The 18,887-nt window shown below is 60.6% G+C and carries 17 protein-coding genes and 1 pseudogene; 8 read left to right on the top strand and 10 right to left on the bottom strand.

Translation table 11 applies throughout. The features are described from left to right. Nucleotides 1-208: 208 nt before the first annotated feature. Both BFP90_RS14085 and gloB read right to left on the bottom strand, forming a co-directional pair. Nucleotides 209-1,609, bottom strand: a complete 1,401-nt coding sequence (locus BFP90_RS14085; RefSeq protein ID WP_065897056.1) for a transglycosylase SLT domain-containing protein — start codon at nucleotides 1,607-1,609, stop codon at nucleotides 209-211. Nucleotides 1,610-1,707: 98 nt separating this feature from the next. Further along, the gene (gene gloB, locus BFP90_RS14080) at nucleotides 1,708-2,475 is read right to left on the bottom strand and encodes a hydroxyacylglutathione hydrolase (RefSeq protein ID WP_065897055.1); all 768 of its coding nucleotides are present in this window, start codon (nucleotides 2,473-2,475) and stop codon (nucleotides 1,708-1,710) included. 65 nt (nucleotides 2,476-2,540) lie between these two features. Here gloB and BFP90_RS14075 point away from each other — a divergent pair, with 65 nt between their 5' ends. The 5 genes from BFP90_RS14075 to BFP90_RS14055 all read left to right on the top strand — a co-directional run bounded on the left by BFP90_RS14075 (nucleotide 2,541) and on the right by BFP90_RS14055 (nucleotide 7,608). Then, the gene (locus BFP90_RS14075) at nucleotides 2,541-3,299 is read left to right on the top strand and encodes a class I SAM-dependent methyltransferase (protein ID WP_065885249.1); all 759 of its coding nucleotides are present in this window, start codon (nucleotides 2,541-2,543) and stop codon (nucleotides 3,297-3,299) included. A gap of 30 nt (nucleotides 3,300-3,329) precedes the next feature. Continuing rightward, nucleotides 3,330-3,782 (top strand): ribonuclease HI, encoded by a 453-nt coding sequence (gene rnhA, locus BFP90_RS14070; RefSeq protein ID WP_057725161.1) that lies wholly within the window; start codon nucleotides 3,330-3,332, stop codon nucleotides 3,780-3,782. Between the two features lie 67 nt (nucleotides 3,783-3,849). Further along, complete coding sequence (gene dnaQ / locus BFP90_RS14065; protein WP_163001637.1) at nucleotides 3,850-4,590, top strand: DNA polymerase III subunit epsilon; 741 nt, start codon at nucleotides 3,850-3,852, stop codon at nucleotides 4,588-4,590. 172 nt (nucleotides 4,591-4,762) lie between these two features. Then, on the top strand, nucleotides 4,763-7,018 hold the full coding sequence (locus BFP90_RS14060; protein WP_065895373.1) for an Orn/Lys/Arg family decarboxylase: 2,256 nt from the start codon (nucleotides 4,763-4,765) through the stop codon (nucleotides 7,016-7,018). 8 nt (nucleotides 7,019-7,026) lie between these two features. After that, entirely contained in the window at nucleotides 7,027-7,608 is a 582-nt protein-coding gene (locus BFP90_RS14055) for a GNAT family N-acetyltransferase (RefSeq protein ID WP_065885252.1), read from the top strand. An 8-nt stretch (nucleotides 7,609-7,616) separates the two neighbouring features. On the opposite strand, the gene BFP90_RS14050 is transcribed toward BFP90_RS14055, so the two are convergent. Next, a complete protein-coding gene (locus BFP90_RS14050; protein ID WP_065895374.1) occupies nucleotides 7,617-8,525 on the bottom strand; it encodes a LysR substrate-binding domain-containing protein in 909 nt (302 codons plus the stop codon). A gap of 182 nt (nucleotides 8,526-8,707) precedes the next feature. Between BFP90_RS14050 and BFP90_RS14045 the strand changes: the two genes are divergently transcribed. Then, nucleotides 8,708-9,046 (top strand): hypothetical protein, encoded by a 339-nt coding sequence (locus BFP90_RS14045; RefSeq protein ID WP_065895440.1) that lies wholly within the window; start codon nucleotides 8,708-8,710, stop codon nucleotides 9,044-9,046. Nucleotides 9,047-9,094: 48 nt separating this feature from the next. Here the strand turns inward: BFP90_RS14045 and BFP90_RS14040 are convergent, their stop codons facing one another. Further along, the gene (locus tag BFP90_RS14040; RefSeq protein ID WP_065885254.1) at nucleotides 9,095-9,331 is read right to left on the bottom strand and encodes a hypothetical protein; all 237 of its coding nucleotides are present in this window, start codon (nucleotides 9,329-9,331) and stop codon (nucleotides 9,095-9,097) included. 226 nt (nucleotides 9,332-9,557) lie between these two features. Here BFP90_RS14040 and BFP90_RS14035 point away from each other — a divergent pair, with 226 nt between their 5' ends. Further along, entirely contained in the window at nucleotides 9,558-10,115 is a 558-nt protein-coding gene (locus BFP90_RS14035; RefSeq protein WP_065897052.1) for an NADPH-dependent FMN reductase, read from the top strand. Nucleotides 10,116-10,166: 51 nt separating this feature from the next. Here the strand turns inward: BFP90_RS14035 and poxB are convergent, their stop codons facing one another. Both poxB and BFP90_RS14025 read right to left on the bottom strand, forming a co-directional pair. Then, nucleotides 10,167-11,891, bottom strand: coding sequence for a ubiquinone-dependent pyruvate dehydrogenase (gene poxB / locus BFP90_RS14030; RefSeq protein WP_065897050.1), 1,725 nt, complete (start codon nucleotides 11,889-11,891; stop codon nucleotides 10,167-10,169). A gap of 78 nt (nucleotides 11,892-11,969) precedes the next feature. Further along, nucleotides 11,970-13,202, bottom strand: a complete 1,233-nt coding sequence (locus tag BFP90_RS14025) for an NADH:flavin oxidoreductase/NADH oxidase family protein (RefSeq protein WP_065897048.1) — start codon at nucleotides 13,200-13,202, stop codon at nucleotides 11,970-11,972. A gap of 71 nt (nucleotides 13,203-13,273) precedes the next feature. Between BFP90_RS14025 and BFP90_RS14020 the strand changes: the two genes are divergently transcribed. Beyond that, entirely contained in the window at nucleotides 13,274-13,681 is a 408-nt protein-coding gene (locus tag BFP90_RS14020) for a MerR family transcriptional regulator (RefSeq protein WP_065895377.1), read from the top strand. Nucleotides 13,682-13,784: 103 nt separating this feature from the next. Here BFP90_RS14020 and BFP90_RS14015 read toward each other — a convergent pair whose 3' ends face one another. The 4 genes and pseudogenes from BFP90_RS14015 to BFP90_RS14000 form a co-directional block, all read right to left on the bottom strand. Continuing rightward, on the bottom strand, nucleotides 13,785-14,279 hold the full coding sequence (locus BFP90_RS14015; RefSeq protein ID WP_065885257.1) for a DUF934 domain-containing protein: 495 nt from the start codon (nucleotides 14,277-14,279) through the stop codon (nucleotides 13,785-13,787). Then, nucleotides 14,263-15,921 (bottom strand): nitrite/sulfite reductase, encoded by a 1,659-nt coding sequence (locus BFP90_RS14010; protein WP_057011146.1) that lies wholly within the window; start codon nucleotides 15,919-15,921, stop codon nucleotides 14,263-14,265. Before BFP90_RS14010 ends, BFP90_RS14015 begins: the two co-directional genes overlap by 17 nt. 384 nt (nucleotides 15,922-16,305) lie before the next feature. After that, on the bottom strand, nucleotides 16,306-16,524 hold the full coding sequence (locus BFP90_RS14005) for a DUF2970 domain-containing protein (RefSeq protein ID WP_065885258.1): 219 nt from the start codon (nucleotides 16,522-16,524) through the stop codon (nucleotides 16,306-16,308). Nucleotides 16,525-16,578: 54 nt separating this feature from the next. Then, a pseudogene (locus tag BFP90_RS14000) lies at nucleotides 16,579-18,887 on the bottom strand (hypothetical protein); the annotation flags it as partial.

Genomic DNA, 18,887 nt, shown 5'->3' with positions numbered 1-18,887 from the left:
TGGTTTAACGGGGCGCCTAAGATCAAAAGCAGATCAAGATCAAGAGCGACTCGCTTCGCATCGTGGTTACCGTCGGCTGCTACGGTCTGAAACGTTGTGTAGATACCTATGCCCCGATAGCAGGCAGCCAGACAGCGATGTGTAAGCTGACACACCGCAATCGGGGGCAAGCCCCCTCCCACATGGGGTCCTCGGTGTTTCTGAGGCCTCAGCGCGGCCCCGACACCACCAGCATCTGCCCAGGCTTCAATGCCTGGCCGGTACGCGGGTTCCAGCGCTTGAGGTGCTGCATCTCGACATTGAAGCGCTTGGCGACCATGTACAGCGAGTCGCCTTTCTTGACCTTGTACTGCACCGGCTTTTTCGCGGCGGCTTTGCGCGTGTCCTGCATCACCAGGGTCTGGCCGACCTTGAGCGCCTGGCCGTTGAGCTTGTTCCAACGCTGCAGGTCGTGCACATCGACCTTGTTGGCCTTGGCGATCAGCGTGAGGTTGTCGCCGGTGCGCACCTTGTAGCTGCGGGTACGCCCGGCAACCGTCTTGGTCTCGACTTCGTCGAACACCGGCTTTTTCGGGCGCATGCTCAACAACTCTTCGGGCTTCATCATCGACAGGGTGCTGGTGAGCAGTTGCGCCTTGGAGGTGGGCACCAGCAGATGCTGGGGGCCGTCCAGGGTGGTGCGTTGTTTCAGGGCCGGGTTGAGCTGGAACAGCTCGTCTTCATCGATTTCCGCCAGCGCGGCGACCCGGGACAGGTCCATGCTTTGCTTGACTTCAACTACTTCGAAATACGGCGTGTTGGCGATCGGGTTCAGGTTGACGCCGTAGGCCTCGGGGGCCAGCACCACCTGGGACAGCGCCAGGAATTTGGGCACGTAGTCCTTGGTTTCCTGGGGCAGGGGCAGGTTCCAGTAGTCTGTCGGCAGGCCAAGCTTCTCGTTGCGCTCGATGGCCCGACTGACCGTACCTTCCCCCGCATTGTAGGCCGCCAGGGCCAGCAGCCAGTCACCGTTGAACATGTCATGCAGACGGGTCAGGTAGTCCAGGGCGGCGGTAGTGGAGGCGGTGATATCGCGGCGGCCATCGTAGGCGCGGGTCTGGCGCAGGTTGAAGTAGCGTCCGGTGGAGGGGATGAACTGCCACAGGCCGACCGCATCGCTGCGCGAATAGGCCATTGGGTTGTAGGCACTTTCAATCACCGGCAGCAGCGCCAGTTCCAGCGGCATGTTGCGCTCTTCAAGGCGCTCGACGATGTAATGAATGTAGAGGCTGCCGCGTTCCCCGGCGTTCTCCAGGAAGGACGGGTTGCTGGCGAACCACAGGCGCTGTTGCTCGATGCGCGGGTTGACGCCGACGCCGTCCTGCAATTGAAAGCCCCGACGCATGCGTTCCCAGACATCCTGGGGCACTTCGGGGCTGGGCTTCTCTGAAAGCCAGATAGGTTTTTGCTTGATCTTGGCAGCAAGATTGGGTTTGGGTTGCACGGTGGATTGTGCAGCGTAATGAGTCGATTGGCAGCCCGCCAGAGTTGCGGAAACGGCCACCGCCACGGCTTGAGCCAGGCGGGTCAATGCGTCTGAAGAAATGGATTTACGAATAGATGACGACATTGGCTGGAAGTAAGTTCCGGGCAAAAATGTCGGGCGATTCTAGAAAGCGCTTTGGTTCCGGTCAACCATTCAGAAATTTCGTATCAGATCGCTTCGGCTTAGAACTTATCTTTCCAGGCCCTCAAGCTAGCAAACACCTCGGCCCCAGAGCGGTTGTCGCGTCCATTCCGTTCGTCCGCTTTTTGTTTAACGGATGTTTCAGAGGTGCGCAGGAAAGGGTTAGTGCGTTTTTCAAGCGCCAGGTTGGACGGCAGCGTCATCTCGCCACGCGCCCGCAACTGAGCGACTTGCGCAACCCGCTCAGCGATGTCGGTGTTATGCGGTTCCACGGCTTGGGCAAACTTGAGGTTACTTTGTGTGTATTCGTGGGTGCAGTACACCAGGGTGTCAGCGGGCAGGGCGGCCAGGCGCTCAAGCGAGGTATGCATCTGCTCCGGCGTGCCTTCGAACAGGCGACCGCAACCGGCGGCAAACAGCGTGTCGCCACACAACAACACGCCTTGATGGTAATAAGCGATGTGGCCGAGGGTGTGGCCGGGCACTGCGTATACGGCGAAGTCCAGGCCGAGCACGGTGATGCGGTCGTTGTCCTGCAAGTCGACGTCCCTGGCCGGGATGTTTTCGTTCGCGGGGCCGTAGACCTTGGCGCCGGTGATTTTTTTGAGTTGCTCGACACCGCCGACATGATCATGGTGATGGTGAGTGACCAGGATGTCGCCGAGTACCCAGGAAGGGTTCTGCTCAAGCCAGGCGATGACCGGCGCGGCGTCACCGGGATCGACCACGGCGCAACGTCGGGTTTGCTCATCCTGTAACAACCAGATGTAGTTATCGGTGAAGGCGGGCAGGGCACTGATCTGTATCATTCTTCGATTCGCCAAGCTGAACACATTGGTGCATCTTAGAACGTCTAGGCGAATTGGAGAATGCAATGACTGATAAAGCGTTCGCCCAGGCCGATCCCGAGTGGCTGGCTCTGATCGGTGCCGCCCGCGAATGGCTGTCCGGGCCGCTGGGGCAATTGCTGCTGGATGAAGAGCGGCGCATGCTCGAAGACGAGCTGGGCCGGTTCTTCGGCGGCTACCTGGTGCATTACGGCCCCTCGGCCGATTCGCCACCGAGCGCCCCGCAGGTACAACGCAATGTACGCCTGGGGGCGCCGTTGCCGGGCGTGGAAATCGTCTGCGAGGAGCAGGCCTGGCCGTTGAGCGAACACGCCGCCGATGTGGTGGTGTTGCAGCACGGCCTGGATTTCTGCCTGTCTCCCCACGGTTTGTTGCGCGAAGCCGCGAGCAGCGTGCGCCCGGGTGGCCATTTGCTGATTATTGGCATCAACCCCTGGAGCAGTTGGGGCCTGCGCCACCTGTTCGCCCATGACGGTTTGCGCCAGGCGCGTTGCATTGCGCCTTCGCGGGTCGGCGACTGGTTGAACCTGCTGGGCTTCGCGCTGGAGAAACGCCGCTTCGGGTGCTATCGTCCGCCGCTTGCGTCCGCCAAGTGGCAGGGCCGCCTCGCTGGCTGGGAACGCCGCGCAGGCGCCTGGCAACTGTCGGGTGGCGGCTTCTATTTATTGGTGGCACGCAAGATCGTGGTCGGCCTGCGCCCGGTGCAGCAAGTGCGCCGCGAACCGCTCGGCAAGCTGGTGCCAATGCCGCTGGCCAAGGTCAACCGCGAACAACGTCAACCGTAAAACCTCATTTTGATTCAGGCCGAATAACCGATGACCGATAGTGTAGAACTCTTCACCGATGGCGCCTGCAAGGGCAACCCCGGCCCCGGCGGCTGGGGCGCATTGCTGGTGTGCAAGGGCGTGGAGAAGGAGTTGTGGGGCGGCGAAGCCAATACCACCAACAACCGCATGGAGCTGATGGGCGCCATTCGCGGCCTCGAAGAGCTCAAGCGGCGCTGCAACGTCCTGCTGGTGACCGACTCGCAGTATGTGATGAAGGGCATCAACGAGTGGATGGTCAACTGGAAGAAGCGCGGTTGGAAAACGGCGTCCAAGGAGCCGGTCAAGAATGCCGACCTGTGGCAATTGCTCGATGAGCAATGCAACCGCCATGACATCACCTGGAAATGGGTGCGCGGGCATATCGGCCATCCAGGCAACGAGCGTGCCGACCAACTGGCCAACCGTGGCGTGGATGAAGTGCGCGGCTACAAGCAGAGCTGATGCCGGCTGACGTGTTAACATCGCGCCCTTTGATCTACACACCGTTGAGAGCTGAACCCTGATGGCCATCCGATCCGTTGTACTCGATACCGAAACCACCGGCATGCCGGTGACCGATGGTCACCGGATCATCGAAATCGGTTGTGTCGAACTGATGGGGCGCCGCCTGACCGGTCGTCACTTCCACGTCTACCTGCAACCGGACCGCGACAGTGACGAAGGCGCGATCGGCGTCCACGGCATCACCGACGAATTCCTCAAGGGCAAGCCGCGCTTTGCCGAAGTGGCCGATGAGTTTTTCGAGTTCATCAACGGCGCCCAACTGATCATCCATAACGCGGCGTTCGACGTCGGCTTCATCAATAATGAATTTGCCCTGATGGGGCAAATGGACCGAGCGGATATTTCCCGGCACTGCTCGATCCTCGACACCTTGATGATGGCCCGCGAGCGTCACCCCGGCCAACGCAACAGCCTTGATGCCTTGTGCAAGCGTTATGGTGTCGACAACTCCGGGCGTGAACTGCACGGCGCCTTGCTCGACTCCGAGATCCTGGCTGACGTTTACCTGACCATGACCGGTGGGCAGACCAGCCTGTCGCTGGCCGGTAATGCAACCGATGGCAGCGGTTCGGCGGAAGGCTCGGGCAATCGCCCCTCGGAGATCCGTCGCCTGCCGGCAGACCGCAGGCCCACGCCTGTCATCCGAGCCAGCGAGCAGGATCTGGCCGAGCACGTCGCGCGGTTGGAAGCGATTGCCAAGGCGGCCGGCGCACCAGCATTGTGGACCCAACTGACGCAACAGTAATCCTGGCACCCTACGATCGTTCCCACGCTCTGCGTGGGAATGCCGCCTTGGACGCTCTGCGTCCGCTCTTGACGGCATCAACAGTTGATCCCCACTGTCTTCGAAATCTTCATTCGCCACATTCGCTTCCAGCCTCTACCCTGAGTGCAAGCCCTCAGGAGTAGGCGCGCTCATGTACAAAGACCTGAAGTTTCCCGTCCTTATCGTGCACCGTGACATCAAGGCCGACACCGTTGCCGGTGACCGGGTTCGAGGCATCGCCAGGGAGTTGGAGCAGGAGGGCTTCAGTATCTTTTCTGCCGTGGACTACGCCGAAGGGCGGTTGGTAGCGTCCACCCACCATGGCCTGGCTTGCATGCTGATCGCAGCGGAAGGCGCCGGGGAAAACACCCACTTGCTGCAAAACATGGTCGAGCTGATCCGCCTGGCGCGGGTGAGGGCGCCCAACCTGCCGATCTTCGCCTTGGGCGAACAAGTCACCCTGGAAAACGCCCCGGCTGACGCCATGAGCGAACTCAACCAGTTGCGCGGCATTCTGTATCTGTTCGAAGATACCGTGCCGTTTCTGGCGCGCCAGGTCGCCCGCGCTGCGCGCACCTACCTCGATGGCCTGCTGCCGCCGTTCTTCAAGGCCCTGGTGCAACACACCGCCGACTCCAATTACTCATGGCATACCCCGGGCCACGGCGGTGGCGTGGCCTATCGCAAAAGCCCGGTGGGGCAGGCGTTTCATCAGTTCTTCGGGGAGAACACCCTGCGCTCGGACCTGTCTGTTTCCGTCCCGGAACTGGGCTCGCTGCTCGATCACACCGGGCCGCTGGCCGAAGCCGAAGCCCGCGCCGCCCGCAACTTTGGGGCCGACCATACGTTCTTCGTGATCAACGGCACCTCCACCGCCAACAAAATTGTCTGGCATTCCATGGTGGGCCGCGACGATCTGGTATTGGTGGACCGCAACTGCCACAAGTCGGTGCTGCATTCGATCATCATGACCGGCGCGATCCCGTTGTACCTGTGCCCGGAGCGCAACGAACTGGGGATCATCGGCCCCATCCCCTTGAGTGAGTTCAGCCCCGAATCGATCCGCGCCAAGATCGACGCCAGCCCGCTGGCCCGGGGCCGCCCGGCGAAGGTCAAGCTGGCGGTGGTGACCAATTCCACCTACGACGGCCTGTGCTACAACGCCGAACTGATCAAGCAGCAATTGGGCAACAGTGTGGAGGTGCTGCACTTCGATGAGGCCTGGTACGCCTATGCGGCGTTCCACGAGTTTTTCGCCGGGCGCTATGGCATGGGCACGTTGCGTACGCCGGACAGCCCCTTGGTGTTCACCACGCACTCCACCCACAAATTGCTGGCGGCCTTCAGTCAGGCATCGATGATCCATGTGCAGGATGGCGGTGCGCGGCAGCTGGACCGCGACCGTTTCAACGAAGCGTTCATGATGCATATCTCCACGTCGCCGCAGTACAGCATCATCGCCTCGCTGGACGTTGCGTCGGCGATGATGGAAGGGCCGGCGGGTCGCTCGCTGTTGCAGGAAATGTTCGACGAGGCCCTGAGTTTCCGCCGTGCACTGGCCAATCTGCGTCAGCATATCGCCGCCGATGATTGGTGGTTTTCCATCTGGCAGCCACCCTCGGTGGCCGGTATCGACCGGGTCGCCACGGCTGACTGGCTGCTGCACCCCCAGGACGACTGGCATGGTTTCGGCGACGTGGCTGAAGATTATGTGTTGCTGGACCCGATCAAGGTCACGCTGGTGATGCCCGGCCTCAACGCCGGTGGCGCCTTGAGCGATTGCGGGATTCCCGCCGCCGTGGTCAGCAAGTTCCTCTGGGAGCGCGGCCTGGTGGTGGAGAAGACCGGGCTGTATTCTTTCCTGGTGTTGTTTTCGATGGGCATCACCAAAGGCAAGTGGAGTACTTTGCTCACCGAGTTGCTGGAGTTCAAGCGCAGCTATGATGGGAATACCAGCCTGGCCAGTTGCCTGCCTTCGGTCTATGCCCAGGGTCCGGTCCGTTATCAAGGCCTGGGGTTGCGCGATCTGTGCAACCAGTTGCACAGTTGCTATCGCAGCAATGCGACAGCCCGGCACCTCAAGCGTATGTACACGGTGTTGCCGCAGATCGCGATGAAGCCGGCCGACGCCTACGATCAGTTGGTCAGGGGGGAAGTGGAAGCCGTTTCCATCGATGCCTTGCCAGGACGCATCGCAGCCGTGATGCTGGTGCCCTATCCGCCGGGCATCCCGTTGATCATGCCGGGCGAGCGCTTTACCGAGTCAACGCGTTCGATCGTCGATTACCTGGCGTTCGCCCGCACGTTCGATAGCAGTTTCCCCGGCTTTGTCGCTGATGTGCATGGGCTGCAACATGAAGATGACGGCAGTGGTCGTTGTTACACCGTCGACTGCATCAAAGGTTAAGGAACGTTATGCAAGCTGTCATGAACCCGAAGTATCCAGGGCTCAGTGTGCGCGTCGCCGATGAAGGCTTCGACGCTTATGTATGGGGCAATGACTTCAGTTTCGAGGTCAGTGCCTATGGTGTGCCGCAGATGGACAAGCGCGTCGATCAGTGGCCGCTGGAGCGCATCCTGCCGTACCGCAAGTGCTACGGCATCGACCCGGAAGAATTCGCCAGCTTTCGCAACGCGCCCGACAGCGCGATCTTCATGGCCTATCTGGATGATCGCGCCGTCGGGCACGTCGTGGTCAGTACCAACTGGAACGGCTTCGCCCACGTTGACGAGCTGGCGGTGGCGCTGCCTGCACGGCGTCACGGCGTCGCCAAGGCGCTGTTGGATGTGGCGCAGTTCTGGGCACGCAAGAAAAACCTGCCGGGCATGATGCTTGAAACCCAGAACAACAACCTTGGTGCCTGTCGCCTGTATGAGCGTAGCGGGTATGTCATGGGGGGCATCGATCAACTGCGCTATCGCGGGATCGACCCGCAAACCCGTGAAGTGGCGATTTTCTGGTATCGGCTGTTCAAGACTGAAGTCAGCTCGATCTGAGGCGGCGTCTACGCGGGTTTCATGTCGTTGGACAGCAGGTTTTCGGCCTTCTCGGTTACGATCTCCAGCAATGCGCTCAGGGCCGGTGACGGGGCTGCGCCGTGCAGGGTCAGTGCATACAGGTTGACACTGATCGGTGGTGAAATCGGGCACACATCCAGCCCCGCGTCCCGTGCACCGAAGGCGGTGAACGGATCGACCACCGCCAGGCCTTCGCCTGCCTCGACCATGCTGCGCATCATCTGGTACGTCTGCACCCGCGTTTGCACCACCGGCAGCGGGCGCAGGGCTTGCAGTTTGGCGTCCAGCAGGCGGCTCAACGGGTCCTGGCCCTCCAGGCCAATCATCGACTGCCCCGCCAGATCCTGCAGCGCGATGTACTTCTGCCTGGGTTTGAGCCAGCCATGGGGGGCGAGCAATTGCAGTTTGCCCTGGGCCAGTACGCTGCCTTGAATGTGCGGGTGCTCCGGATCGTGCAGGCTCAGGCCCACATCGGTTTCATGCAGCAACAGGCTGCGCACGATTTCCCGGGTCGGCTGGCTCGACAGGTTGCACGGCGTGTCCTGGAAGCGTCGGCGCAGCAGGGCGATGCTCTGTGGCAACAACTGGTTTGCCAGCGGCGGGGTGCACAGCACACGCAAGGTCGGCGCGTGATGGTGTTTCAAGCGGCTGGCCAGGCGCTGCAGCGGCTCAAGCGCGTCGTAGAGGGGCGCGATCTGCGTCTGCAACTCCAGGGTTTCACGGGTGGCTTGCAGGCGCCCGCGGACACTGGCAAACAGCATGAAGCCCAGTTGCAGCTCGGCATCCCTGAGGGTGGCGTCTACCTCGCCCACGGGCAGTTGCAGCCACTCGGCGGCCGTGCCGAGGTGCCCGGTCTGCAAGATGGCCTGAATCACTTCGATATGACGTAAACGCATGGCCGGAGTCTATGTGCAGCGCGTTGGGGATTCAATGGCGCAGGCCTTTGTGCGCAAAAAAGACTGCGAGCGTCGCCCCGGTCTATGGCGTTGCGCCACGACCCTACTAGAATGCGGTGTCTGATCAGCAACGACCAATGCCGGTGACCCGGTACTTACAACAAAAACAGGTCTGGTCTCAAATGCCTCTACCCTCGACGCTCTTCGGGGTAACGGCCAAGCAACTCCTGGTCCTGGTGACCGTGGGGTGCATGGCGGCTTACTTCTTCAATAATCACGCCGAATACGCACCGGAGGACCTCGCACTTGAAGCGTTTATTCGCTCCCAGGAACAGGTCGGCGAGCAGGTGGGCGCCGTGCTCGGTATCACGTTGATCAGGCAGGTGCAGGCCTATCCCGCTTACGACCGGCCGGGCTACACGCGCTCGATGTATGCGGTTGAGGGGGAGAGGGGGCAGGTGGTGGTAACGCTCAAGCAAGGTGAGCAGGGCATTGAGGTGACGCAAATCCATAGCCCGTAGCAACCCCGGCCCAGTCGCCTGGGCCGGGCAGGAGGTCAGGGCCAAGTCTTATGAGGCGAGGGTGGTCTTCGATTCGCGTACGAGGATGGTGCCCGACTGAACCAATCGGAACTCATCACCCTCCAGCTTCTCCATCCGGTCGCCAATGGCCAGCTTGTAGGTGGTGGTAGGCGCCGAGCCAGCCAGGTCGCCGTGCGCCGGGTTGGATTCCTGGAACTCATGCACCGAATACACGCGGCCTTCCGCGTCTCTGGCATGAAACTGTCCGACTAGTACTGCTGCCATCTGTTTAGAACCTCTGGAGATAAACACTCGATTTGCGGTTCTGTAGACCGTCAGGGAGCGGGGTAGTTTACCTATAAGAAAAAAATACTATTCGTTTAACGTTTCAGATATTTCCCACACATGGGATTGCGCATCAACGTGTGCGGCATTCTCAAAACCCGCTGGTGCACGCGCGATGAAATCTTTATAACTACAGGCTCCTTTAGTCAGACGTCGGGAAACCTCAATGAGCAAGGTCTACACGATTGCCGTCCTGGTTGGCAGCTTGAGAAATGACTCGATCAACCGCAAAGTCGCCTTGGCACTGGCCGAGCTGGCGCCGGCCAACCTGAAGCTGAACATTGTTGAAATTGGCGATTTGCCGCTCTACAACGAGGACATAGACGGGCCAGGCGCGCCGCAAGCCTACAGCACTTTCCGTCAACAGGTGAGTTCATCCGACGCGGTGTTGTTCGTGACGCCCGAATACAACCGTTCCGTGCCGGCGCCGTTGAAGAATGCCATCGATGTCGGGTCCCGTCCGTATGGGCAGAGTGCCTGGAGCGGCAAGCCCGGCGCGATCATCAGCGTATCGCCAGGCGCCATTGGTGGCTTTGGTGCCAACCATCACCTGCGCCAGTCCCTGGTGTTTCTTGATGTGTGGTGCATGCAACAGCCTGAAGCCTACCTGGGCGGAGCGGGCAGCGTGTTCGATGAGGCCGGCAAGCTGTCGGAAAAGACCCGGCCGTTCCTGCAGGCGTTTATCGATGCCTTCGGCAAATGGGTCGAAAAACAACAGGGCTGAATCGGACCATGAGTCCGGGTGCGGGAGGGGTTTGCCCCTCCCGCCGTTGGATCAGCGCAGCCAGTTGGTGCGCGCCAGCTCGATCACTTCATCGCCACGCCCGCTCATTACCGCCTTGAGCATATACAGGCTGAACCCCTTGGCCTGTTCGAGTTTGATCGTCGGCGGCATCACCAACTCCTGGGTGGCCGTCACTACATCCACCAGCACCGGGCCGTTGTGGGCCAGCGCTTGGCGCAGGGCCGGCTCCAGGTCTTCGGATTGCTCCACGCGAATCCCCAGGATTCCCATGGCATTGGACATGGCCGCGAAATCCGGGTTTTTCAGCTCGGTGCCCGTGTCCAGGTAGCCTGCGGCCTTCATCTCCATGGCGACGAAACCCAGTGATGCGTTATTGAACACGATCACTTTGACGGGCAGGTTCAATTGCGCCAGCGAAATGAAGTCCCCCATCAACATGGTGAAACCGCCGTCACCCGACATCGAGATGACCTGCCGACCCGGGAACGCCGCCTGCGCGCCGATGGCCTGGGGCATGGCGTTGGCCATGGAGCCGTGGTTGAACGAGCCGATCAGGCGGCGCTTGCCGTTCATCTTCAGGTAGCGCGCGGCCCATACGGTCGGTGAACCGACATCGGCGGTGAAAATCGCATCATCATCGGCCAGCTCGCTGAGCAGGCGTGCTACGTATTGAGGGTGGATCGGTCGATCCGCCTTGGACGGTTGCGCCAGGTCATCCAGGCCCTGGCGCGCTTTCTCGTAATGCTTGAGGGAGGTTTCGAGGAAGCTGCGATCGGTCTTGCGGGTCAGGCGCGGCAACAGCGCGCCGATGGTTTCACTGACATCGGCGGCGATGCCCAGGTCCAGGGTCGCGCGTCGGCCCAGGGCCTGGGGGTCACGGTCAACCTGGATAATTCTGGCGTCGGTCGGATAGAACTGACGGTAAGGAAAGTCGGTGCCGAGCATGATCAGCGTGTCGCAGTCGAGCATCGCGTGGTAGCCGGAGCTGAAACCGATCAGGCCGGTCATGCCCACATCGAATGGGTTATCCCATTCCACATGCTCCTTGCCGCGAAGCGCATGCACCACCGGCGCGCCGAGGGCGTCGGCCAACGCCACTACCTGGTCATGGGCACCGGCGCAACCGCTGCCGCACAGCAGTGTGACTTTCTCGCTGCTCTGGAGCATATCGCTCAAGCGCTGCAAGTCGGCCTCGGCCGGCAATGTGCGCGGTGCATGCAGCGCCGGCCATGGCTTGAGCTTGTCTTCTACCTCCAGCAACGACACGTCTCCCGGAATCACCACCACCGCCACGCCTCGATTGAGAATCGCCGAACGCATGGCGCGATGCAGCACGTGGGGCATCTGCTCGGGGTTGCTCACCAGCTCGATAAAATGGCTGCATTCCTTGAACAGTTCCTGGGGATGGGTTTCCTGAAAATAATTCAGGCCGATCTCCGAGGACGGAATCTGCGCAGCAATCGCCAGTACCGGCACATGGTTGCGATGGCAGTCGAACAGACCATTGATCAAATGCAGGTTGCCCGGCCCGCAACTGCCGGCACACACGGTCAGCTCACCGGTGGCGGCGGCCTCGGCGCCGGCGGCGAACGCGGCCACTTCTTCGTGGCGCACATGCATCCACTCGATGCTGTCCATGCTGCGCAGGGCGTCGGTGAGCCCATTGAGACTATCGCCGGTCAGGCCCCAGATGCGCTTGATACCCGCCTGTTCAAGGGTAGTCGCCAGCTGCTGGGCCAGGTTGATTTTCGCCATGAAGCACTCCAATCGTCAGTGAGGTTGAAAAACTGCTGATCAGTAGGGGACAGTTCAATCACGGCGAATGCTCCGCGTTTAATGTGAAGATTGCGTCATGCTCGCGCGGTACTGCCGCGTACGCCGGGCCGTAAACCACTGGTCACACACCAGCGCCAGCCACGGAGCGGCCTTGGCGTTGGGCAGGCGCCCGCGGCTCAGGCGGCGCATCTGGTCGCGCACCAGGGCAAGGGTGGCGAGGGCGGCCAAGGGTTTGCGTTTCCAGTCGATGGGTTTGAGCTGCGGGTTGAGGTCGCGGCCCTCGCGCCAGTGTTTGATCAGTTGCGGCTCCAGGGTCAGGGCGGTGGCGATGCCGGCCATGGCAATGCCGCTGTCGAGCACGTGTTGCACGACGGGCAGGCGGCGAATACCGCCGGTGACCATCAACGGCATCCTGGCGATCGTGGCCAGTTCCTTGGCGAACTCCAGGAAGTACGCCTCACGGGCCAGGGTACGGCCGTCCCGTGCTTCGCCTTGCATGGCCGGCGCTTCGTAGCTGCCGCCGGACAATTCCAGCAGGTCGATGGGCAGCGGGTTGAGCAGTTCGACCACGGCACGTGCGTCGGCGGCATCGAAACCGCCGCGTTGGAAGTCGGCGGAGTTGAGTTTTACCGCCACGCAAAAGGATGGGCTGACGCTGGCGCGCACGGCGTGGATCACCTCGAGCAGCAGGCGTGCGCGGTTCTCCAGTGAACCGCCCCAGCGGTCGGTGCGATGGTTGCTCAAGGGTGAGAGAAACTGGCTCAACAAATAGCCGTGGGCACCGTGGATCTGTACCCCGGTGAACCCGGCTTTCTCGGCCAGGCGGGCGCTGGTGGCGAAGCGTTGGATCACGTCCTGGATGTCGTCTTCGGTCATGGCCCTGGGCTTGGCGAACATTCTGGAAAAGCTGCCCAGGTCCAGCGCGATGGCAGACGGCGCCAGTGCCTGTTGGCCCAGGTTGGCCATGGTCTGGCGCCCCGGATGGCTGAGCTGCACCCAGAAGTGCACGCCCTTGGCCCGCACTACATCGGCCCATTCGCGGAAGCTGTCCAGGTGTTGCTCGTTTTCCAGCGCAACGCCACCGGGGCCGGTCATGGCACGGCGGTCGATCATGACGTTGCCGGTGAGCAGCAGGCCGGGTTCACCCTCGGCCCAGGTCTTGTACAACTGCTTCAATTCGCGGGAGGGTGCCTGATTCAGATCAGCCATGTTTTCTTCCATCGCCGCCTTGGCGATGCGGTTGGAAATAACCTGGCCGTTGGGCAGTTGCAAAGCTTCAAAAGGTGACATGCGTTGACTCCTGAGCGGGGGAGGCCTCAGGCTAAGCTTAAAGTTAACTTTAATGTCAAGCGGACGTTTCGATGAATATCGGTGAACTGGCAAAACAGAGCGGGTTGGCGGCGTCACGCATCCGCTTTTATGAGGCTGAGGGGTTGATCAGTCAGGTCGGACGCCAGGCCAATGGTTATCGGCGCTATGCCCCTGAGGCGCTGCAGACGCTGCAATTGATCCAGAGTGCGCAGCAGGCCGGCTTTACCTTGCAGGAACTCAAAGCGTTGATGCCCGCGCCGGGGGAGCACAAGCGTGATGAGTTGATCGAGGCATTGGAGCGCAAGGTGGCTCAGATCGAGGTGATGCAGGCGCAGTTGGCTCACAACAAGGCGCAATTATTGGGCGTGATCGAGGCGGTACGGGCGCAGCCGGAAGGCGTGCCTTGCTCCATGGGGCAGAAGCAGGTGCTGGCCTCGATCAAGCTGCCATCCTTGTAGGAGCGAGCTTGCTCGCGAAAAACTCACAGGCGCCGCGTTCATTCAGGACGCACGCGTTATCGTTGAGGTTTTTCGCGAGCAAGCTCGCTCCTACAGTTGAGACTCAGCGGCGGCGGAACAGCGGTAGTGGCTCGTCCGTTGCCGCTTGGTACGTCACCGAAAAGTCCTTGAGGCTTTCCAGCGCTTCGTACGGGTCTTTGTCGGCGCGCAAGGCGAAGGCATCGAACCCGCAACGGCGCAGGTAGAACAACTGGTCGCGCAGCACATCGCCAATCGCGCGCAATTCGCCTTTGTACCCATAACGTTCACGCAACAGGCGTGCGTTTGAGTAGTTGCGCCCGTCGGTGAAGGCCGGGAAGTTCAGGGCGATGACCTGGAAATGCTCGACGTCTTCACCGATTTCTTCGGCTTCTTCATCGGCATCCAGCCACACGCCCAGGCCGCCGTCGCGGGCCTTGAGGGCGTGGCCGTGTTCGCGCCACAGCGCCAACGGTACGATCAGGTCGTCGCAGTTGGAGATGCCGTCGAAGCTCGCGTCCTTGGGCAGCAGGTGCCAGGTTTCGTCGAGGACTTCGTTGTTCTTAATGATTCGCTGCATAGACGCGCTCCTTGAACAGGTCAATGCCGATGCGCTGGTAGGTGTCGATGAAACGCTCATCTTCGGTGCGCTGTTCGATGTAGACGTCGATCAGCTTGCCGATTACCTCGGGCATGGCTTCCTGGGCGAAGGATGGGCCGAGGATCTTGCCCAGGCTCGCATCGCGGCTGGCGCTGCCACCCAGGGACACTTGGTAGAATTCTTCGCCTTTCTTGTCCACGCCCAGGATGCCGATGTGTCCGACGTGGTGGTGACCACAGGCGTTCATGCAACCGGAAATGTTCAGGTCCAGCTCGCCGATGTCGAACAAGTAGTCCAGGTCGTCGAAACGGCGCTGGATCGATTCGGCAATCGGGATCGACTTGGCGTTGGCCAGGGAGCAGAAGTCGCCGCCCGGGCAGCAGATGATATCGGTCAGCAGGCCGATGTTCGGCGTGGCAAAACCGCCTTCGCGCAGCTCGCCCCACAGGGTGAACAATTGGCTCTGCTCGACGTCGGCAAGAATGATGTTCTGCTCGTGAGAGGTGCGCAGTTGGCCGAAGCTGTAGCGCTCGGCCAGGTCGGCGACGGCGTCCAGTTGCTTGTCGGTGATGTCACCTGGCGCAACCCCGGTGGGCTTGAGCGACAGGGTAACCGCCACATAGCCCGGCTTCTTGTGCGCCAGGGTGTTGCGCGTACGCCAGCGGGCAAAGCCCGGATGCTGTTGGTCGAGTGCGGCCAGCTCGGCGTCCTGGTTGGCCAAAGCCTTATACTCAGGGTCGACGAAATGCTTGGCGACGCGGTGTACTTCGGCTTCGGTCAGGGTGGTCTGGCCGCCGCGCAGGTGTTCCATCTCGGCATCGACCTTTTGCGCGAAAACCTCAGGGGTCAGCGCCTTGACCAGGATCTTAATCCGGGCCTTGTATTTGTTGTCACGACGACCATAGCGGTTGTAGACCCGCAGGATGGCATCGAGGTAGCTCAACAGGTCCTGCCACGGCAGGAACTCGTTGATGAACGCACCGACCACCGGCGTACGGCCCAGGCCACCGCCGACCAGCACTCGGAAACCCAGCTCGCCGGCAGCGTTGTGCACCGGCTCCAGGCCGATATCGTGCACTTCGATGGCGGCGCGGTCCGAGGTCGAGCCATTGATGGCGATCTTGAACTTGCGCGGCAGGTAGGCGAACTCAGGGTGGAAGGTAGTCCACTGGCGCACGATTTCGCACCACGGCCGTGGATCGATCAACTCGTCGGCAGCGACGCCGGCAAATTGGTCGGTGGTCACGTTGCGCAGGCAGTTACCGCTGGTCTGAATGGCGTGCATTTGCACAGTGGCCAGTTCAGCCAGGATGTCCGGCACGTCTTCCAGGGCCGGCCAGTTGAACTGCACGTTCTGCCGGGTGCTGATGTGGGCATAGCCTTTGTCGAAGTCGCGGGCGATCTTGGCCATCATTCGCGTCTGGCGCGAGGTCAGCTGGCCATAAGGCACGGCCACCCGCAGCATCGGCGCAAAGCGCTGAACATAAAGGCCATTTTGCAGGCGCAGAGGGCGGAACTCTTCTTCGCTCAGTTCACCTGCTAAGTAGCGTCGGGTCTGATCACGGAACTGCTTGACGCGGTCCTCGATGATGCGCTGATCGTATTCGTCGTATACGTACATATAGGTCCTGTTCTCGGCAAATCTGCGCGCACGGCCGCGCACTCCCAACGGAGCCGGCGCACGATACCAGTTTGCGTATATGCGCAAAAGTGATGTTTGGGTATATGTAAATAACCAAACTGACTAATGAGAACCGTTATCACGATACCCACATTTGTCATGCGGGCAATCATGATCTTTACTGTCGTTGAGCCGTGATGCAATCACCTATAAAACCGACAAGAGGCGATGCGATGAGCAATTCCACCAAAGTGCGTAAACCTGACAGTACCGTGGATGCGTGGGCGATTTTGTTCCTGATCATCCTGGTGGTCGGAACCGCCGTGTTCTGGGTCAGCCACCAGTGAACAGGGGGCGTTGACCGCGCTGCACGTGGCCGCTGCATCACACCCCGGCGAAGTGCAGCACCAGCTTGACGATACCGAACAAGGTCAAGGCAAATACCAGCGTGAACAGAATGCCCAGCCCTACAAAATGGCTGGGCTTGCCGTGGGTGAAATCGCGGGCGCGGTTCTTGCCGCTCTGCACACCGAACGCCGCCGCGACCACGCTGTGCAGCATCTGCCAGAAGGTGGGTGGTTTGTTATCGATGGGATCGTCCATATCGCCCTCGTCAGTCAGGTTGTCCTACAGAGCATAGACAATCCCTTGGCTATCTCACGCCAGGACCTCCAGTCCGAGGAACAACTCTCGGTCCAACGGGGCTTTGATCTCGGCTTTATCCAGATTGACCACTGCGCGGTTGTCGGCACGCGCCTGTTCGATCAGTTCGCGGCGCGTAAACCGGCGCTCTGCCTTGGTTTTCAGATGGCCGAAAGTGGGTTCCAGAGGCGATGTGTCGATGGCCGGGTAATGGAAGTGGGCGTACCACAGGTCGGCGTCTTCGAGCGGCATTGCGGCGCGGATTTTGTCCGTGTCGCGGATCGCGTACTCAGTGAGATAGTCACCGGCCAGCAGTCGAAAGCGCTCGCGTCGCAGGTTGATATCGACAAAACCGTGTTTCCACAAATAGGCGACATTGGCAGCTTTCGGGCGCTGCAATTTATACCCTGCGGCGCACGCCTCGCGGGCTTGTAGCATGGCGGCATTGGCTTGCGCCAGATAAGCATCGCGCAGGGTGACAGCCTCTGCGTTGGCGGCGTGGTCACGCAGGAGTTCCTCTGCAAGCGTTTCAAACTTCGCGGCATGCTGGCTCAGCATCACATCCCAGTCGTAGGGGTCGAGGCTCTCGCGTCGGCCGGGCTCCTGAAGCTTGCGTTGTTGGAAGCGAATGCTTGAATCGATACCTGCCCGCTCGTCCCTGACGATTTTTGCCTGCGCTTTGATCGCCTTTAACGTGCGGCTCGCAGGTGCGGCGGGCCTCGGGGCCGGCAGCGCTTGCTCGACGACGTTCCAGACGCCTTCATTGACGTGTTCATGGTAAGTGGCGACGGTTTGCCCGGTGAGCGGGTCCTTGATGTCGATGAAGTTGCCCTCTACACCGGGCTCACTCGGGCGCAAGTCACCCACCAGTGTCTCCCTGTTACGGGTCTTGATAACCCTTCGACTGGTGGGTCTCTGCCGCACCGCCCGGTTGGGGGGTTGCCTGGGGGCAAAGCCTTCTTCAGACAGGATCAACTGGGCCAGTTGCGCTTCCACTGCCGTGCGGGCCACGCCGAACTGTTCCAGAAAGGGGGCCCGATACGGCTCTCGCACAAGCCGGGAACTCATTTCAGCTAACGAGTTGACGGCATTTTCCAGTCGACCGTACTGCTGGAGTGCACCCTTGAGTACGTCAATTTGTTCGGTCGGTGAGTAACCACTTGTGGCTTGTATTTCGGTGTGAGTGAGGATGGCGGTAGTCGCTTGGCGATCGGTGAGTACTGTGAGGAAAGGCCGCTCCTGCGGGTTGCCGGTGTCAAGAGAGCGATCGACTATCAACTCGACAAACGCTAACAGGATATGCTGTTCAATGATGGCCGAAGAAATCGTGTTGCCGGACGTGATTTTGCCCGTGAGTTGATCTCTCAATACCGGACTGGCCTGTTGCAGTATGGCTTCAACTTTTTCGGCGATTGTGAACATTTCCTTGAGCGCTTCCAGTCGCTGCGTCGCACCGCTGATGAACGCCTCGTAGGCGCCTGTGATGTGGTCGGGCAGTTCTCTGTCGACCCGCAGCAGTAGTTCAGCGAGGCTTTCGCCGCGAGCGGTTTCCAGCGTGTTTTTGATTTTTTGGTGCAGGCACGAATAAGAAAACAACAAGTGACTGTGAATGTTCTCGGTCGCGATATCTCGTAGCGACTTGTATTGAGTCTGCGTTCTGTCCAGTTCCAGCAGCTCTTTGGCCATGCTCAAGGACTTTTCCTGCGTGGAAATATACGCTTGCGTGTTTTCCTGGTAGTTGTCGAATGCGATGCGCCAAGCGGTGGTGGCGCTTGCCGTCGAATTCTGCCTTTGCTGATGACGGTCGGCGATTCTTGGGCGCAGTGCGGGAAGTAATGTGGGGCTGCCAAGCCTTTGCCAGTCTTCTCTCAAGGCTTGCTTGTGGATTGTCAGTTGATCCTGGGCTTTTTTCACGGCGTCGTTGAACTGTTGCGCGTGTGGCGCCAATGCATTCGCTTCAATATTGAGGGCTGCCAATCCTGAGTTCAGCGCCTCCAATTGTTCGTTGCGTTTTCTTTGCCATTGACTCAACCGCTCTCTGGGCATACCGCCTTCCAGCCTGGCGTGTCGATCCAGCCGCCAATGCCCTCGGCCGTCGCTGATCAGTTTGAAGCCGGGGTGTTGCGGATGCTGTGGGTGCACCAGGTACACCTCGCCGAAACCGGGCACCACGCTGACCTGGAACAACAGGCCGCCGACGCTGGCGTGCCAGAGATTGCCGATACGGTAGAGCCCCATGAGCGGGCCGCTTGCCTGAGCCGTTGGCAGTGACTCGGGCCAGGGCACCTGTATGTCGAGCAACGCCTTGAGCAACTTCGCGCTTG

The sequence above is a fragment of the Pseudomonas sp. 24 E 13 genome (assembly GCF_900004715.1).
GTDB classification, from domain to species: Bacteria; Pseudomonadota; Gammaproteobacteria; order Pseudomonadales; family Pseudomonadaceae; genus Aquipseudomonas; species Aquipseudomonas orientalis_A.
The sequence above is the reverse complement of the archived record's forward strand: the minus strand, read 5'-3'. Positions and strand labels throughout refer to the sequence as shown.

Coding starts and splice junctions, on each gene's coding strand:
- BFP90_RS14085 (WP_065897056.1), bottom strand. CDS start 1,609: ATGTCGTCATCTATTCGTAAATCCATTTCTTCAGACGCATTGACCCGC.
- gloB (WP_065897055.1), bottom strand. CDS start 2,475: ATGATACAGATCAGTGCCCTGCCCGCCTTCACCGATAACTACATCTGG.
- BFP90_RS14075 (WP_065885249.1), top strand. CDS start 2,541: ATGACTGATAAAGCGTTCGCCCAGGCCGATCCCGAGTGGCTGGCTCTG.
- rnhA (WP_057725161.1), top strand. CDS start 3,330: ATGACCGATAGTGTAGAACTCTTCACCGATGGCGCCTGCAAGGGCAAC.
- BFP90_RS14060 (WP_065895373.1), top strand. CDS start 4,763: ATGTACAAAGACCTGAAGTTTCCCGTCCTTATCGTGCACCGTGACATC.
- BFP90_RS14055 (WP_065885252.1), top strand. CDS start 7,027: ATGCAAGCTGTCATGAACCCGAAGTATCCAGGGCTCAGTGTGCGCGTC.
- BFP90_RS14050 (WP_065895374.1), bottom strand. CDS start 8,525: ATGCGTTTACGTCATATCGAAGTGATTCAGGCCATCTTGCAGACCGGG.
- BFP90_RS14045 (WP_065895440.1), top strand. CDS start 8,708: ATGCCTCTACCCTCGACGCTCTTCGGGGTAACGGCCAAGCAACTCCTG.
- BFP90_RS14040 (WP_065885254.1), bottom strand. CDS start 9,331: ATGGCAGCAGTACTAGTCGGACAGTTTCATGCCAGAGACGCGGAAGGC.
- BFP90_RS14035 (WP_065897052.1), top strand. CDS start 9,558: ATGAGCAAGGTCTACACGATTGCCGTCCTGGTTGGCAGCTTGAGAAAT.
- poxB (WP_065897050.1), bottom strand. CDS start 11,891: ATGGCGAAAATCAACCTGGCCCAGCAGCTGGCGACTACCCTTGAACAG.
- BFP90_RS14025 (WP_065897048.1), bottom strand. CDS start 13,202: ATGTCACCTTTTGAAGCTTTGCAACTGCCCAACGGCCAGGTTATTTCC.
- BFP90_RS14020 (WP_065895377.1), top strand. CDS start 13,274: ATGAATATCGGTGAACTGGCAAAACAGAGCGGGTTGGCGGCGTCACGC.
- BFP90_RS14015 (WP_065885257.1), bottom strand. CDS start 14,279: ATGCAGCGAATCATTAAGAACAACGAAGTCCTCGACGAAACCTGGCAC.
- BFP90_RS14010 (WP_057011146.1), bottom strand. CDS start 15,921: ATGTACGTATACGACGAATACGATCAGCGCATCATCGAGGACCGCGTC.
- BFP90_RS14005 (WP_065885258.1), bottom strand. CDS start 16,524: ATGGACGATCCCATCGATAACAAACCACCCACCTTCTGGCAGATGCTG.